Raw genomic sequence first — 15,025 nt, forward strand, 5'->3', positions numbered from 1 at the left:
GCGTGCGCCTGTCGTCTGCCACATGTCCTTTATGAATGATTTTCATATTCAGCGTGAAGAACATGGGGTTTTTTATCAGATCGCGGGGGGCTATATGCTGCACAACCCGCAATGATGGAAAACGCCCAAGATGAAAGACATGGTTCTGCCCGAAGCCCCGGTCTATGACGAGCTGCGCAAACTGGCCGCCGAGCGTATCCTGATCCTTGACGGCGCGATGGGCACCATGATCCAGACGCTTGGCCTGTCGGAAGAGGATTATTCCGGTGGTGGCCATATCCACGGCCCAAGCTGCCGTCATCACCACACCGACCACCCGCAAAAGGGCAATAACGACCTGCTGGTGCTGACCAAACCCGACGCGATCGAGGATATTCATTATCAATTCGCCATGGCGGGCGCGGATATTCTGGAAACCAACACGTTTTCCGGCACGACCATCGCGCAGGCCGATTACGGGCTGGAAGACGCGATCCATGACCTGAGCGTGGCCGGTGCGCAAGTCGCCCGACGCGCCGCCGAGCGCGCGCAGGCCGCGGACGGCAAGCGCCGCTTCGTGGCCGGGGCCGTGGGGCCGACGAACCGCACCGCCAGCATCAGCCCAGATGTGAACGATCCCGGCTTTCGTGCCGTCACCTTCGACCAGTTGCGCCGCGCCTATGGCCAACAGATCGACGGTCTGATCGAAGGCGGGGCCGACATCATCCTGATCGAGACCATTTTCGACACGCTCAACGCCAAGGCCGCGATCTTTGCCGCGAATGAAGCGTTCGAGAAGATCGGCCACCGCCTGCCGCTGATGATTTCGGGCACCATTACCGACGCATCTGGCCGCACGCTGTCGGGCCAGACACCGACCGCGTTCTGGCATTCGGTCGCCCATGCACGGCCCTTCACCGTGGGGCTGAATTGCGCGCTGGGGGCAGAGGCGATGCGCCCCCATATCGCCGAAATTGCCGGTGTTGCCGACACCTTCACCTGCGCCTATCCGAATGCGGGCCTGCCCAATGCCTTTGGCGGCTATGACGAAACGCCAGAGCAGACCGCCGCCCAAGTCGGCGGCTTTGCCCGCGACGGGTTGGTGAACGTGGTCGGCGGCTGCTGCGGCACCACGCCCGACCATATCCGCGCCATTGCCGAAGCCGTTGCTCCCTTTGCTCCGCGAAAGGTTCCCGCATGACCCGTTATCTTCGCCTCTCCGGTCTGGAACCTTTTGTCCTGACGCCCGACATTCCCTTCGTGAACGTGGGCGAGCGCACGAATGTCACCGGAAGCGCCAAGTTCCGCAAGCTGATCGTCAACCGCGACTATGCGACCGCGCTGGATGTCGCGCGCGAGCAGGTCGAAAACGGCGCGCAGATCATCGACGTGAACATGGACGAAGGGCTGATCGACAGCAAAAAGGCGATGGTCGAATTCCTGAACCTTGTCGCCGCAGAACCCGATATCGCCCGCGTGCCGATCATGATCGACAGCTCCAAATGGGAGGTGATCGAGGCCGGCCTGCAATGCGTGCAGGGCAAATCAGTCGTGAACTCGATCTCCATGAAAGAAGGCGAGGACCAGTTCCGCGAACAGGCGCGGCTGTGCATGGCCTATGGCGCGGCGGTCGTGGTCATGGCCTTTGACGAGAAGGGGCAGGCCGACACGTTCGCGCGCAAGACCGAAATCTGCGCTCGCGCCTACCGCATCCTGACCGAAGAGGTGGGCTTTCCGCCCGAAGACATCATCTTCGACCCGAATATCTTTGCCGTCGCCACCGGCATCGAAGAGCATGACAATTACGGCGTCGATTTCATCGAGGCCACGCGCTGGATACGCCAGAACCTGCCCCATGCGCATGTCTCGGGCGGCGTGTCGAACCTGTCCTTCAGCTTTCGCGGCAATGATACCGTGCGCGAAGCGATGCACGCGGTGTTCCTCTATCACGCCATCAAGGCGGGTATGGATATGGGGATCGTCAACGCGGGGCAATTGGCGGTCTATGACCAGATCGACCCGGACCTGCGCGAGGCCTGCGAGGACGTCGTTCTGAACCGCAAGCCCAAATCCGGCGGCACGGCCACCGAGAACCTGCTGGACCTTGCCGACCGCTTCAAGGGCGGCAAGCGCGAGGAACGCGTGCGCGACCTCGCGTGGCGCGACTGGCCCATCGAAAAGCGGCTGGAACACGCGCTGGTCAACGGTATCACCGAATTCATCGACGCCGATACCGAAGAAGCGCGTCTTGCCGCCGAACGCCCGCTCGACGTGATCGAGGGGCCGCTCATGGCCGGCATGAACGTGGTGGGCGACCTGTTCGGCGCGGGCAAGATGTTCCTGCCGCAAGTGGTGAAATCGGCCCGCGTGATGAAACAGGCCGTGGCGGTGCTGCTGCCCTATATGGAAGAAGAAAAACGCCTGAACGGCGGCGAGGGGCGCCAGTCGGCGGGCAAGATCCTGATGGCCACCGTCAAGGGCGATGTGCATGACATCGGCAAGAATATCGTCGGCGTCGTTCTGGCCTGCAACAATTTCGAAGTGATCGACCTGGGCGTCATGGTCCCGCCGCAAAAGATCTTGCAGGTGGCCAAGGACGAACAGGTCGATGCGATTGGCCTGTCGGGTCTGATTACACCGTCCCTGGACGAAATGGTGCATCTGGCGTCCGAGATGGAACGCGAAGGCATGGACCTGCCGCTGCTGATCGGGGGCGCGACCACGTCAAAAGTGCACACGGCGGTCAAGATCGCCCCGCGCTATTCCGGGCCTGCCGTCTATGTGCTGGATGCCAGCCGCGCCGTGGGCGTGGTCAGCAACCTTTTGTCACCCGCGAACAAGGCCGATTTCATCGCAGGCCTGAAAGCGGACTATGCCGAAGTCAGCGCCCGCCACGCCCGTGCCGAAGCCGCCAAGGACCGCCTGCCGCTGGCCAAGGCGCGCGAGAATGCGCTGACGCTCGACTGGGACAGCTACACGCCCACCGCGCCCAAATTCACCGGCACCCGCGTGATCGACGATTGGGACTTGGCCGATCTGGCCGAGTATATCGACTGGACCCCCTTCTTCCAGACATGGGAAATGAAAGGCGTCTACCCGAAAATCCTCGATGACCCGAAACAGGGCGAAGCCGCACGCGCGCTGCTGACCGATGCGCAAGCGATGCTGAAACGCATCATCGACGAGCGCTGGTTTACCCCCCGCGCCGTGCTGGGCTTCTGGCCCGCCAATGCGGTCGGCGACGATATCCGCCTGTTCACCGATGCGGCACGCGGCACGGAACTGGCCACGCTGCACACGCTGCGCCAGCAACACAGCAAACGGGCAGGGCGGCCCAATCTGGCACTGGCCGATTTCGTGGCACCTCAGGGCGTGGCCGACCATATCGGCGGCTTTGTCGTCACGGCCGGCCCCGAAGAAACCGAGATCGCCGCCCGCTTCGACCGCGAGAACGACAATTACAGCGCCATCATGGTCAAGGCGCTGGCGGACCGTATCGCCGAGGCAATGGCCGAAGCGCTCCACGCCCGCGTGCGCCGCGACTATTGGGGCTACGCCCCGGATGAAAGCTTCACCCCGCAAGAGCTGATCGGCGAACCCTATGCCGGCATCCGCCCCGCGCCGGGCTACCCGGCCCAGCCCGACCACACTGAAAAACGCACGCTGTTCAAGCTGTTGGATGCAGAGGCAACCACCGGCGTCACCCTGACCGAAAGCATGGCGATGTGGCCGGGATCGTCGGTCTCCGGCCTCTATATCGGGCATCCGGACAGCTATTATTTCGGCGTGGCAAAGGTTGAACGCGACCAGGTTGCGGATTACGCGGCACGCAAGGGCATGGACCTGTCCGAGGCTGAACGCTGGCTGGCCCCGGTGCTGAATTACGACCCGGCGGCGAAAGCCAAGGTCGCAGCGGAATAAGCGCGCGCTTCTGGCGCAGGTCGCCGGGGGCGCTGCCCCCGTCGCGCGTGCCGCGCGACTCCCCCGGGATATTTTTGCAAGGATGAAAAGGGTTTCTTTACCTTTTCGCGCCACTCTGATGCCGCGGCACAGGGAGGGATCCCGATGGCCGCCAAGGGTGAAAGCACCGCGTCCTCCCCGAGCGATCGGACCAGGGCGCGGTGCCGACATATGCCATTCATCCTTGCCCAAATATCCCCGCCGGAGGCGCATGTCAGCCATCCCGCGATAGCGCCGGGCTGGGGCGTATCCTGAAATTTCAAAAAAGATACGATTGGCTCTTGAAGCGCGGGAATCTTCCTCCCAGATATGTAAATGTGAATAACATTCACAATGTAACGTGACGCAACATATGAAAGGGATACCATGACAACGCTTGCCGCCGCCCCGTCGAACTGGTTTCGCCGCGCCGAATACTGGCTTGACGGCTATGGAAAACCAGCCTGGATCGCCGCGATGGTCCTTGGCTTCATCGTCTTTTGGCCCGTGGGCCTTGCACTTCTTGCTTACATGATCTGGGGGAAATCCATGTTCAAATCGTCCTGCCGCAAATCCAGCCGCATGAAAACCGTCTACGGATCGTCGGGCAACAGCGCCTTCGACGCCTACAAGGCCGAAACCCTGCGCCGTCTGGAAGACGAGCAGGCCGCCTTCGACGCCTTCCTGACCCGCCTGCGCGACGCCAAGGACAAGGCCGAGTTCGACGCCTTCATGGCCGAGAACCGCAAACGCCGCGAGACCGAGACGGCAGAGGTCACGCAAGACGCCTGATCCTGACGGATCGCGCCCTTCAAGCCGCCCCCAAGGGGGCGGTTCAATTTTGTGCCCAAGCTGCCGCGACACACAATATTTTGCGGCCCGCCCCGGAAATCGGCATTGGCAGGTATTTCTTTCGCCTTTATGGTCAGCGCAAAGCAATGGACCAAGGCAAGACCAATGGCCCGATCCCAGTTTGGGGCCCAGTTTGGGGCAAAAACGCAGTTTTCCAGGCCCGTGCGGCAGATCACCCTGATGCTTCTTGTCATCGCTTTGGTGGCCATCGGATCTTATTTCGCCTTCCCGCGCGTCTCTGGCATTTTCCTTGCGAATGTCTGGCTCAACGGGGTGATTTTCCTCGTCTTCATCATCGGCGTTCTGGCGACCATCTGGCAAGTTATCCAGCTGAACCGCTCGATCGTCTGGATCGAGGGCTTCGCCGCCGAACGCGTGGGCCATGAGGCGACGGTGCCGCCGGGCTTGCTGGTGCCGCTGGCGGCATTGCTGCGCGGGCGGGGCAGGGGGGCGCAGATCGGCTCTGCCTCGGCGCAATCCATTCTTGAGTCGGTCGCCACACGGCTGGACGAATTGCGCGACATCACGCGCTACATCATCAGCCTGCTGATTTTCCTGGGCCTTCTGGGCACGTTCTACGGGCTGGCCACGACCGTGCCGGCGGTGGTGGAAACCATCCGCTCGCTTGCCCCGGACGACTCGCAAACCGGGATCGAGGTCTTCGCCAACCTCATGTCGGGGCTAGAGGCACAGCTGGGCGGCATGGGCACGGCGTTTTCCTCGTCGCTTCTGGGGCTTGCGGGGTCGCTGGTCGTGGGCTTGCTGGAGTTGTTCGCAGGCCATGGCCAGAACCGCTTTTACCGTCAGCTGGAAGAATGGCTGTCCTCGATCACCCGGCTTGGCTTTGCCGGTGGCGAGGTCGAGCAGGGGCAAGAACTTGGTGCCATCGTGCAGGTGCTCGATTCCATGGCCGAGCAGATGGAGGCAATGCGCCGCCAGCAGCTTCAGGCCGATACAGAGCGCGCGCAACTCGATCAGGCGCTTGGCCTGCTGGTCGAAGCGATCGACCGCCTTGCCGCGGGTGGCATGGGCGGGGCCGAACCGACGCTGGAGCGTATCGCCGCCAGCCAGGAACAGATCCTGTCCTATTACCAGCGCGAGGACGCGCAAGGCGGCCCGCATTCAGATGCCGAGATCCGACTGCGGCTGCGCAATATCGACAGCCAGCTTCTGCGCATCGCCGAAGAACTCTCGGCGGGACGGCTGGAAACCACGGCCGATTTGCGCTCTGACCTCTCGACTCTGACCTTGGCGGTGCGGCAATTGTCGCGCGGTGGCTTTGGCGCGCCGCGCAAGGACGGGGGCTAGGCATGGCGCTGTCACGCAGGGGCAGCCAACGCGATGTCAGCGGCGCGATCTGGCCGGGCTTTGTCGATGCGATGACGGCCCTTTTGCTGGTGCTGATGTTCGTGCTCTCGATCTTCATGATCGTGCAATTCGTGCTGCGCGACACGATCAGCGCGCAGGACACGCAACTGGAAGGGCTGAGCGCAGAGGTCGCGCAACTGGCGAATGCCTTGGGCCTGTCGCGGGCGCGCGTGGCCAATCTGGAAAGCGAAGTGTCGGGGTTGCGCGCGGACCTTGGCGGGGCAGAGGCGCAGATCTCGGCACAGCTTGCAACCATCGCGGGCTTGACCCGCGATCTTGCGGCAAGCGAGGACGACTTGGCGAGTGCGCGCGCGCAGATCACCGATTTCGAAGCGCAGGTCGCCGCCCTGATCGGGGCGCGTGACAGCGCCTTGGCCGAAGGGCAGGCCTTGCGCGCGGACCTGGCCGAGTTGGAAGCGGCGCAAGCGGTGCTGATCGACGAGCAAGAGGCGCTGCAACTGGCACTGGCCAATCTGCGCACCGAACTGGACGCAGAGGCAGAGGCCGCGCGCTTGGCCGCGGCCCGCGCCGATGCGGTCGAAGCGGCGCTCGCAGATGCGCAGGCCGAAGCCGCCGGGCGCGATGCGACGCTGGCGCAAATGGCCAACCTTCTGGACGAGGCCGAAGCCGCGCGTCTGGCCGAAGCGGCGGCGGCGGAAGCCCTGCGCGCGCGCTTGGCCGATGTGGAAACCGCGCTCAGTGACGAAGAACAGACCCGGCTGGCAGAGGCCGCCGCTGCCGAAGCCCTGCGTGCACGTCTGGAAGAGGCCGATACCGAATTGACCGCGCTGACCTTGGCGCTGGAAGCCGAGCGCGCGCGCGCCGAGGAAACGCTGACGCTTCTGGCCGCCGCCCGCGCGGCGCAGGCAGAGCTGGAGGCCGATCTGCAGGCCGAGACCACCGCCCGCGACCGCGAGGCGGCGCTTTTGGCCATGGCGCGCCAGACCTTGGCCGAGCAGGACGCCGCCAGCGCTGACGATGCGCGGCGGTTGGAATTGCTGAACCAGCAGGTCGCGGCGCTGCGCGGTCAGGTTGGCGGCTTGCAAGACCTGCTGGGCGAGGCCCGTGCGCGCGAGGATGCGGCGAATACGCAGATCGAGGCGCTTGGCGCCGATCTGAACCTTGCGTTGGCGGAACTGGCCGCCGAGCAAAAGGCCCGTGCCGATCTGGAAGCGGCAGAGCGCGCGCGGCTGGAGCGCTTCCAGTCGGAATTTTTCGGGCGGCTGCGCGATGTGCTGGAAGGGCGCGACGAGATCCAGATCGTGGGCGACCGTTTCGTGTTTTCGTCAGAGGTGCTGTTCGAACTCGGTTCTGCCGATCTGGCCGCCGAGGGCCGCGCGCAGATCACCAATGTGGTGAATATCCTGCGCGAGGTGTCTGACCGCATCCCCGACGACATCGACTGGATTTTGCGGGTCGATGGGCATACCGACAATCTGGCGCTGGCACCGGGGGCCGAATTTGCCGACAACTGGGAGCTGAGCCAAGCCCGCGCGCTGTCGGTCGTGCGCTTCATGACAGAAAGCCTTGGCTTTCCGCCGGAACGGTTGGCGGCCACCGGTTTTGGCGAATACCGTCCCGTGAACACGGCCAACACGCCAGAGGCGCGGGCGCAGAACCGCCGGATCGAGTTGAAGCTGACCGAGCGTTAATCCTCCTCTTCCTCGTGCTTGATTAGCGTGATCGTGCCCGCATCCGCCATCGCGCGCACCGCGCCCGCGACGCGGGATTGCGCGGCGTCGAGCGCCTTGGCCGTCGGGCGGGGCAGGGTGGCCGCATCTTCACGCAGCCCTTCGGCCAGACGTTTGCTCATGTTGGACAGCAAGAATTCCATCGTCGGGGTGCAGCCGGGGTCTTGCGCGGCAAGGATCAGGCGCAGATCATCCTCGGCCACCGCGCGCACGACACTGGCCACATCGCGCGGATTGACCCGCGCCGGGATGTCCTGAAAGGTGAAGATCGCCTTGCGCACGCCGGTGGCGAAGGCCGCATCCGACCGCTCCAACCCTTGCAGCAGTTCGTCGCGCAAACCGGCGGCGGTAGAGTTCAGAATTTCGCCCACACGCCGGGTCGAGGGGGTGGCAAAGGCGCGCGCGGGTTTGTCACGCAGCTGTTCGGCCAGCGCCGCGCCAATGCGCGCCACGGCATCGGGCGCGATGGTTTCAGTGCGCGCGACCGCCAGCGCCAGCACTTGCGCCAGATCGCCGGGCAGCGCGGCCAGAAGGCCCGCCGCCTTTTCGGTGCTCAGCTTCGACAGAACGACCGCTCCCACGACCGTGCTTTCCTGCTGAAGGATGCGCAACAGCTCTGCATCATCGGCCAATTCGATATCGGTCCAGGGGTCGGCCCCATCGCCGCCGCGCGCGAGCGCACGTAACTGCTTGGTGGCCTGCGCATCCAGCTTGCCATCCAGCAGTTTCAACGCCTCTTCCAAACTGTCGGGAAAGGACAGCCCGACCTGTTCCAGCATCTCGACGAATTCCTCGACCACCGCGCACATGGTGGGCCGGTCGATCAGCCGCAAGGACGCCAGCGCGCGCGTCATTTCTGTCTGGTCCTGCGACGGGATGGCCCCGAAAGGAAAATCAACCCCTTCGGCCAGCAGAACCCGCACGATGATCGCGGCTTTCTGCGTGCCCGTCAGATGGTCGGTGCGCGCCCGTGGCTTGGGCTGCGGGGCAGGGCGCGCCGTAGGGGGCTGCGCAGAGATACCGGGGGCCACCCCCCCGGTCGCCAGCGCGATATTCGATCCGGACATGACAAGCCTGTTGCAAAGCTACAGACCGACCCTAGGCCCGAACCCCTGAAGAATTCGTTGACGCGCCCAACAAAAAACGCCCCTCGGAGAGGGGCGCTGGAATTAGCTGGTGGCGGGTGTGATGCAGCTGCCGCTTTCGCTGTCATAGACTTGGCCTTCGGCGCAAGCATTCGCGGTCGCTTCTTTTTGCCAGCTGCACCCGCTGGCAAGGGCCATCCCCGGAAGAAAGCCGAGAGTGAGGGCTGCAAGAGTCATCTTCAGTTTCATGCGTCACCTTTCATCTTGGGTAAGAGAAAGCCTAGCACGAATCTTGCGTTTTCAATACATGTTTCCGAATTACTCGGCAAAGACGCGCGCGAAGATGGTTTCCACATGTTTCGTGTGGTAATCCAGATCGAATTTTGACCGGATCGCCTCTTCGCTAAGCGCGGCGCGAACATCTGCATCGGCCAGCAGTTCCTCCAGGAAATCCTTGCCTTCCTCCCAGACCTTCATCGCGTTGCGCTGCACAAGCGTATAGGCGGTTTCGCGGCTGACACCGGCTTGGGTCAGCGCCAAGAGCACGCGCTGGCTGTGGATCAGTCCGCGAAACTTGTTCATGTTCGCGATCATGTTGTCGGGGTAGACCACCAGCTTGTCGATCACGCCGGTCAGACGGGCGAGGGCGAAATCGAGCGTGACGGTCGCATCCGGGCCGATCATGCGCTCGACAGAGCTGTGCGAGATGTCGCGCTCGTGCCAGAGCGCCACGTTTTCCATGGCCGGGATGACTGCCATGCGCACCAGTCGGGCCAGACCCGTCAGGTTCTCTGTCAGGACCGGGTTGCGCTTGTGCGGCATGGCCGAGGAACCCTTTTGGCCCTTGCTGAAAAACTCTTCCGCTTCAAGCACTTCGGTGCGCTGCATGTGGCGGATTTCGATGGCGACGTTTTCGATGCTGCTGGCGATCACACCCAGCGTGGCAAAGAACATGGCGTGACGGTCGCGGGGGATGACCTGCGTGCTGATGGGTTCGGGGGACAGGCCCATCTGTTCGCAGACATGCGCCTCGACCGCGGGGTCGATATTGGCGAAAGTGCCCACCGCGCCGGAAATCGCACCCGTGGCGACCTCTGCGCGGGCAGCGGCCAGACGGTCCCGGTTGCGCTTCATCTCGGCATAGAAGCGCGCCAGGGTCAGGCCCATGGTCGTCGGTTCGGCATGAATGCCATGGCTGCGGCCCATGCGGATGGTGAATTTATGCTCCATCGCGCGGCGCTTGAGCGCATCCAGCAGCGCATCCATATCGGCCAGAAGCAGATCGGCCGCGCGCACAAGCTGCACGTTGAACGTGGTGTCCAGCACGTCCGAGCTGGTCATGCCCTGATGCACGAAACGCGCTTCGTCATTGCCGATGATCTCTGCCAGATGTGTCAGGAAGGCGATGACGTCATGCTTCGTGACGGCCTCGATCTCGTCGATGCGGGCCACGTCGAAGTCTACATCCTTGGCTTTCCAGACCGCAGCTGCGCTTTCTGCCGGGATCACACCCAGTTTTGCTTGCGCATCGCAGGCATGGGCCTCAATCTCGTACCAGATGCGGAACTTGGTTTCCGGCGACCAGATGGCAACCATATCGGGGCGGGAATAGCGCGGGATCATGCGGGCAAGCCTTTCGAGATACGACGTTGCGCGCCTGATAGCCGCTCGACAGGATTACCGCAAGTAACGCAGGGTCGCACAGGTTTATTTAACATAATACTGATTATGGGTATATTTGATCGGTCGCCATGCCCCCCGTGTTTTGTTAACATCTGGTTAACGAAGCTTCCGGGGGTATCGTGACTTCAGTTTCTGCGTCACAACAGGTCTGGCGCGCCGATATGCCTGCGAGCGTGGATATTTGCATCCCGTTCTTCAAGGACGACCCGGTGCCCCTGATCACGGAACTGGCCCAACAGGCCGATGCGCAGAGCTTTCGTGTCCAGCTGTGTGACGATGGCACGCAAGTGCCCGATCTGACGGCCCGCGTCTGCCAGGCGCTGGACAGCTTCCCCGGCCCCGCAGTGCTGCACACCCTTAGCCGCAACACGGGCCGCGCCAATGCGCGCAACGTCATGCTGCGCAACCTGCACGCCCCGTGGGTGCTGATGCTGGATGCCGATATGGGGCTGGACCGAACCGATTTCGTCGCGATCTACCAAGACGCGGCAGACCGCTACGCGCAGCCCTGTTGCATTGTCGGCGGCTTCCGGGTCGATAAATCCGACATCCGCCCCGAAACCCGGCTGCACGCCGCGCAATCCATGAAATCCGAATGCAAACCGGCGTCCGAGCGCGCGCGCGATCCGGGCCGCCATGTCTACAGCTCGTCGATTTTCGTGCATCGCGATGTGGTCGCGCAAAACCTGTTCGATCCGCAATTCCAGGCCTGGGGCTGGGAAGACGTGGAATGGGGCTGGCGCATCTCGCGCGATTTCCCGGTCCTTCACATCGACAACCAGGCCCGGCATCGCGGGCTGGAACCCGATCTGGTGCTGATTGCCAAATATCAGGATTCGGTCGCGAGTTTTCGGCATATCAAGGGGTTATACCCGCGCGACGTGGCCCGGATGCCGATTGCGCGGGTCGCGCGTGCCGTCTCTTTCCTACCCTTTACCGACCGGCTGGCCAGCCTGTTCAGATCGCTGGCACTTGTGCCGGCCCTGCCCGTCAAATTGCGGCTTTACGCGCTGAAGCTCTATCGCGCATCGCATTACGCGGTGGCCTATCATGACAGAGGATGACGGCCACCAGCGGATGACCCTCTCGCGGCGCGTGGCGCGGCGGCTGACGGGCATGGTGCGCGTGGCGCCGATGCGGCCCGTGGGGGCCGGGTTTCACCTGTCGGTGGCCTTTGACGACTGCCCTGACAGCGCGTGCACGCGCGGGCTGGAGGTGCTGCAACCCCACGGGCTGCACGCCACCTTCTACATTGCCACGGGCCTGCTGGGCCAAGACGGGGTATCCGGGCCGATCACGACGCCCGCGCGCCTGCGGACATTGGCAAGCGACGGCCACGAGATCGCGCTGCACACCCATTCCCATGCCGATCTGACAACGCTCGGCCCGGCACAGGCCTTGGCGGATATTCAGACCAATATCAGCGCGTTACAGGATATTCTTGGCGCGAACCCCAGCCCGCATTTCGCCTATCCCTATGGCGAAACCACCCTGCCCCTGAAACGCGCGCTGATGGGGCATGTGGCCACCGCGCGCGGGGTGCGTGGCGGGGTGAACCGCGCCTTTGCCGACCGGATGCAGCTTTACGCCTGCGATCTGGGCAGTCACCGGCCCGACAATCTGGGCGCGGCGCAGCGACTTATGGAAAATGCTGCAACAACAGGTGGTTGGGTCGTTTTGTTCACGCATGATGTGCAGGATGACCCCAGCCCCTACGGCATTGCCCCGCGGGATCTGGACGCGCTGTTGCAACAGGCCATCGCCCTTGGCGCAACCCCGCGCCCGGTGGGCGCAGTTTGGTCGCAGCTTTCTGACGCGTAACTTGCATGTGTAAGTAATATTCAAAACTTGCAATATGAACATGCTCGGCTATATAGGGGCCAAATCCCAGCCGCCCTGCCCGCCTGCACGCGGGTTTCCCCGGCCCAAGACACAGGTTCGCCCCGATGCTCAAGCACTATCTTCCCATCCTGACATGGTTGCCCGGCTATTCGCGCGACGATCTGACAAATGACGCGATCGCCGCCGCCGTGGTCACGATCATGCTGATTCCGCAGGGCATGGCCTATGCCATGCTCGCGGGCCTGCCGCCGCAAGCCGGGCTTTACGGCGCGATCCTGCCCTTGCTGATCTACGCGGTCTTTGGCACCTCGCGCCCCTTGGCGGTTGGTCCGGTGGCCGTGGTCGCGCTGATGACGGCGGCCTCTGCGGGCGCGGTGGCGACGGCGGGCAGCGCGGAATTTCACTATGCCGCCCTCTGGCTTGCGCTGATCTCGGGCGCGCTGATGCTGGCGATGGGCGTGTTCCGGCTGGGCTTTGTAGCGAATTTCCTGTCGCACCCGGTGATCTCTGGCTTCATCACGGCAGCGGGCATCCTGATTGCTGCCAGCCAATTGCGCCATATCCTTGGCGCACCGATCAAGGGCAAGACCCTGCCAGAGGTGATCCCGTCCATTTTCGCCAACCTGACCAGCATCAACCCCGTGACGGTCATCTTGTCGGCAGCGCTTCTGACCTTCCTGTTCTGGTCGCGCAAAGGGGCCGCACCCCTGTTACAGCGCTACGGTATCCAGCCCGACATGGCGAAACTGCTGGCGAAAACCGCGCTTCTGGTGGCGGTCGTCGTCTCGACCCTGCTGACATGGATCTTTGGCCTGAGCAACTGGGGCGGCGTGGCGATCGTGGGGGATATTCCGCGCGGTCTGCCCGAATTCGGCCTGCCGCCGATGGATATGGGGCTGATCCAGCTGTTGCTGGTGCCCGCCGTGATGATCGCCATCGTGGGTTATGTGGAAAGTATCTCCATCGCGCAGACGCTGGCCGCGAAAAAGCGCCAGTCGGTGAACCCCGATAATGAGCTGATCGCGCTGGGGCTGGCCAATCTGGGCGCAGGCATCTCGAACGCCATGCCGGTGACGGGCGGTTTGTCGCGCACAATCGTCAACTATGACGCGGGCGTATCCACCCCTGCGGCGGGCGCGATGACGGCGCTGTCCATCGGCGCGGCGATCATGGTGCTGACGCCGCTGATGTATTACCTGCCAAGCGCCACTCTGGCCGCGATCATCATCGTGGCGGTGCTGAGCCTGCTCGATTTCCGCGCCCTGCCCCGCACATGGTCCTATTCGCGCGCCGATGGCGCGGCGATGGCGGCAACCATGCTGGTCACGCTGACCATGGGGGTCGAGCAAGGCTTGCTGGCCGGTGTCGGCCTGTCGCTGGGCCTGTTCCTGTTCCGCACCTCGCGCCCGCATATGGCGGTGGTCGGGCAAGTGGCCGGGACCGAGCATTTCCGCAATGTCGAGCGTCACCGCGTTGTGACCGACCCAGAGGTCTTTGCCATTCGCGTGGATGAATCGCTCTATTTCCCGAACGCGCGCGCGCTGGAAGATCGGATCGTGAAAGCGCTCTCCGAGCAGCCCGGCCTGCGCCATGTGGTGCTGCAATGCACGGCGGTCAATTATATCGACGCCTCGGCGCTGGAGAGCCTTGAAGCAATCAACACCCGGCTGAAGGATGGCGGCGTGACCTTCCACCTGTCAGAGGTGAAAGGCCCGGTCATGGACCAGCTATCGCGCGGCCATTTCTTGGCCGACCTGACGGGCGAGGTGTTCCTGACGCAATTCGACGCGATGGCCAAACTCTCGCCCGAGCTGACGCAGGCGTGCCGCAGCGAGGACCGCTGCGACACCTTGTTGCGCACGGCATAAGGCGGAAAATTTTTTATAGCGCAGCGCCCCGCGCCGCGACGGAAACCCGGCCCTGCCGCGTTGGCAGGGAACACGCGCGAATCCGGTAGACCAAAGGACGCCCCAGATGCCGCTGAAAAGCACCCCAACCCGCTATGGCAGCATTGCCATGGCCATTCACTGGCTGACCGCCTTGGCCATTCTGGCCCTGATGGTGACAGGCCAGATGATGGACGGCCCCATAGAGGACGCCCGCCAGATCGCCATTCTGCAATGGCATGTGCCCATCGGGCTGGCCGTGCTGGCGCTGACGCTGGCACGCATTCTGTGGTGGGTCATCGCAGACCGCCACCCCGACCCCTTGGGCACGGGCACGCAGGCCTTGGCCGCGAAAGCAGGCCATGCGGCGCTTTACGTGCTGCTTCTGGTCATGACCCTGTCGGGCATCGCGCTTATGGCGCTGTCAGGGGCCGGAGAGGTCGTGTTCTTCGGCAGCACCGCGCCCTTGCCCGATTTCGGCGATTACCTGCCGCGCATCCCGCACGGGCTGGGGTCGAAGCTGATGATCGCGCTCGTGGGGCTGCATATCGCCGCCGCCATCTGGCACCAGCGTTTCAAGCGCGACGGGGCCATGACGCGCATCTTGCCCGAACGGTCCTGAGCCCCGCGCCGCGCGCCCAAGCAAAAACGCCACTCCAATCCGGAGTGGCGTTTTCAGTTCAAGGGCTTGCGCCCGAAA

General features: G+C 63.5%; 12 protein-coding genes. 9 read left to right on the forward strand and 3 right to left on the reverse strand.

Translation table 11 applies throughout. The features are described 5' to 3' along the window. The first annotated feature begins 130 nt into the window (after nt 1-130). The 5 genes from J1C52_RS03470 to J1C52_RS03490 all read left to right on the forward strand — a co-directional run bounded on the left by J1C52_RS03470 (nt 131) and on the right by J1C52_RS03490 (nt 7,790). A complete protein-coding gene (locus J1C52_RS03470) occupies nt 131-1,180 on the forward strand; it encodes a homocysteine S-methyltransferase family protein (protein ID WP_227426534.1) in 1,050 nt (349 codons plus the stop codon). Further along, a complete protein-coding gene (gene metH / locus J1C52_RS03475) occupies nt 1,177-3,900 on the forward strand; it encodes a methionine synthase (RefSeq protein ID WP_227426535.1) in 2,724 nt (907 codons plus the stop codon). Before J1C52_RS03470 ends, metH begins: the two co-directional genes overlap by 4 nt. A 405-nt stretch (nt 3,901-4,305) precedes the next feature. Beyond that, nucleotides 4,306-4,710, forward strand: coding sequence for a DUF2852 domain-containing protein (locus tag J1C52_RS03480; protein WP_227426536.1), 405 nt, complete (start codon nt 4,306-4,308; stop codon nt 4,708-4,710). 165 nt (nt 4,711-4,875) lie between these two features. Next, nucleotides 4,876-6,078 (forward strand): biopolymer transporter ExbB, encoded by a 1,203-nt coding sequence (locus J1C52_RS03485; RefSeq protein WP_227426537.1) that lies wholly within the window; start codon nt 4,876-4,878, stop codon nt 6,076-6,078. A gap of 2 nt (nt 6,079-6,080) precedes the next feature. Continuing rightward, nucleotides 6,081-7,790 carry a peptidoglycan -binding protein gene (locus J1C52_RS03490; protein WP_227426538.1) on the forward strand — a complete coding sequence of 570 codons (1,710 nt, stop codon included), beginning with the start codon at nt 6,081-6,083 and terminating at the stop codon, nt 7,788-7,790. Here the strand turns inward: J1C52_RS03490 and J1C52_RS03495 are convergent. The 3 genes from J1C52_RS03495 to purB form a co-directional block, all read right to left on the reverse strand. Beyond that, a complete protein-coding gene (locus tag J1C52_RS03495) occupies nt 7,787-8,896 on the reverse strand; it encodes a FliG C-terminal domain-containing protein (protein ID WP_227426539.1) in 1,110 nt (369 codons plus the stop codon). The two genes, J1C52_RS03490 and J1C52_RS03495, sit on opposite strands and share 4 nt — an antisense overlap. Nucleotides 8,897-8,998: 102 nt before the next feature. Continuing rightward, complete coding sequence (locus J1C52_RS03500; RefSeq protein ID WP_227426540.1) at nt 8,999-9,163, reverse strand: hypothetical protein; 165 nt, start codon at nt 9,161-9,163, stop codon at nt 8,999-9,001. Between the two features lie 69 nt (nt 9,164-9,232). Next, nucleotides 9,233-10,537 (reverse strand): adenylosuccinate lyase, encoded by a 1,305-nt coding sequence (purB, locus tag J1C52_RS03505; protein WP_227426541.1) that lies wholly within the window; start codon nt 10,535-10,537, stop codon nt 9,233-9,235. Between the two features lie 179 nt (nt 10,538-10,716). On the opposite strand from purB, the gene J1C52_RS03510 reads away from it, so the two are divergent. The 4 genes from J1C52_RS03510 (at nt 10,717) to J1C52_RS03525 (ending at nt 14,947) form a co-directional block, all read left to right on the forward strand. After that, a complete protein-coding gene (locus J1C52_RS03510; RefSeq protein WP_227426542.1) occupies nt 10,717-11,661 on the forward strand; it encodes a glycosyltransferase family 2 protein in 945 nt (314 codons plus the stop codon). After that, nucleotides 11,648-12,418, forward strand: coding sequence for a polysaccharide deacetylase family protein (locus tag J1C52_RS03515; RefSeq protein ID WP_227426543.1), 771 nt, complete (start codon nt 11,648-11,650; stop codon nt 12,416-12,418). The genes J1C52_RS03510 and J1C52_RS03515 overlap by 14 nt, the downstream gene beginning before the upstream one ends. Before the next feature lie 125 nt (nt 12,419-12,543). Next, nucleotides 12,544-14,307, forward strand: coding sequence for a SulP family inorganic anion transporter (locus J1C52_RS03520; protein ID WP_227426544.1), 1,764 nt, complete (start codon nt 12,544-12,546; stop codon nt 14,305-14,307). 106 nt (nt 14,308-14,413) lie between these two features. Continuing rightward, nucleotides 14,414-14,947 carry a cytochrome b gene (locus tag J1C52_RS03525; RefSeq protein WP_227426545.1) on the forward strand — a complete coding sequence of 178 codons (534 nt, stop codon included), beginning with the start codon at nt 14,414-14,416 and terminating at the stop codon, nt 14,945-14,947. The last annotated feature ends 78 nt before the right edge of the window (nt 14,948-15,025 follow it).

It is taken from the genome of Roseibaca sp. Y0-43, from assembly GCF_020667835.1.
Lineage (GTDB): Bacteria > Pseudomonadota > Alphaproteobacteria > Rhodobacterales > Rhodobacteraceae > Roseinatronobacter.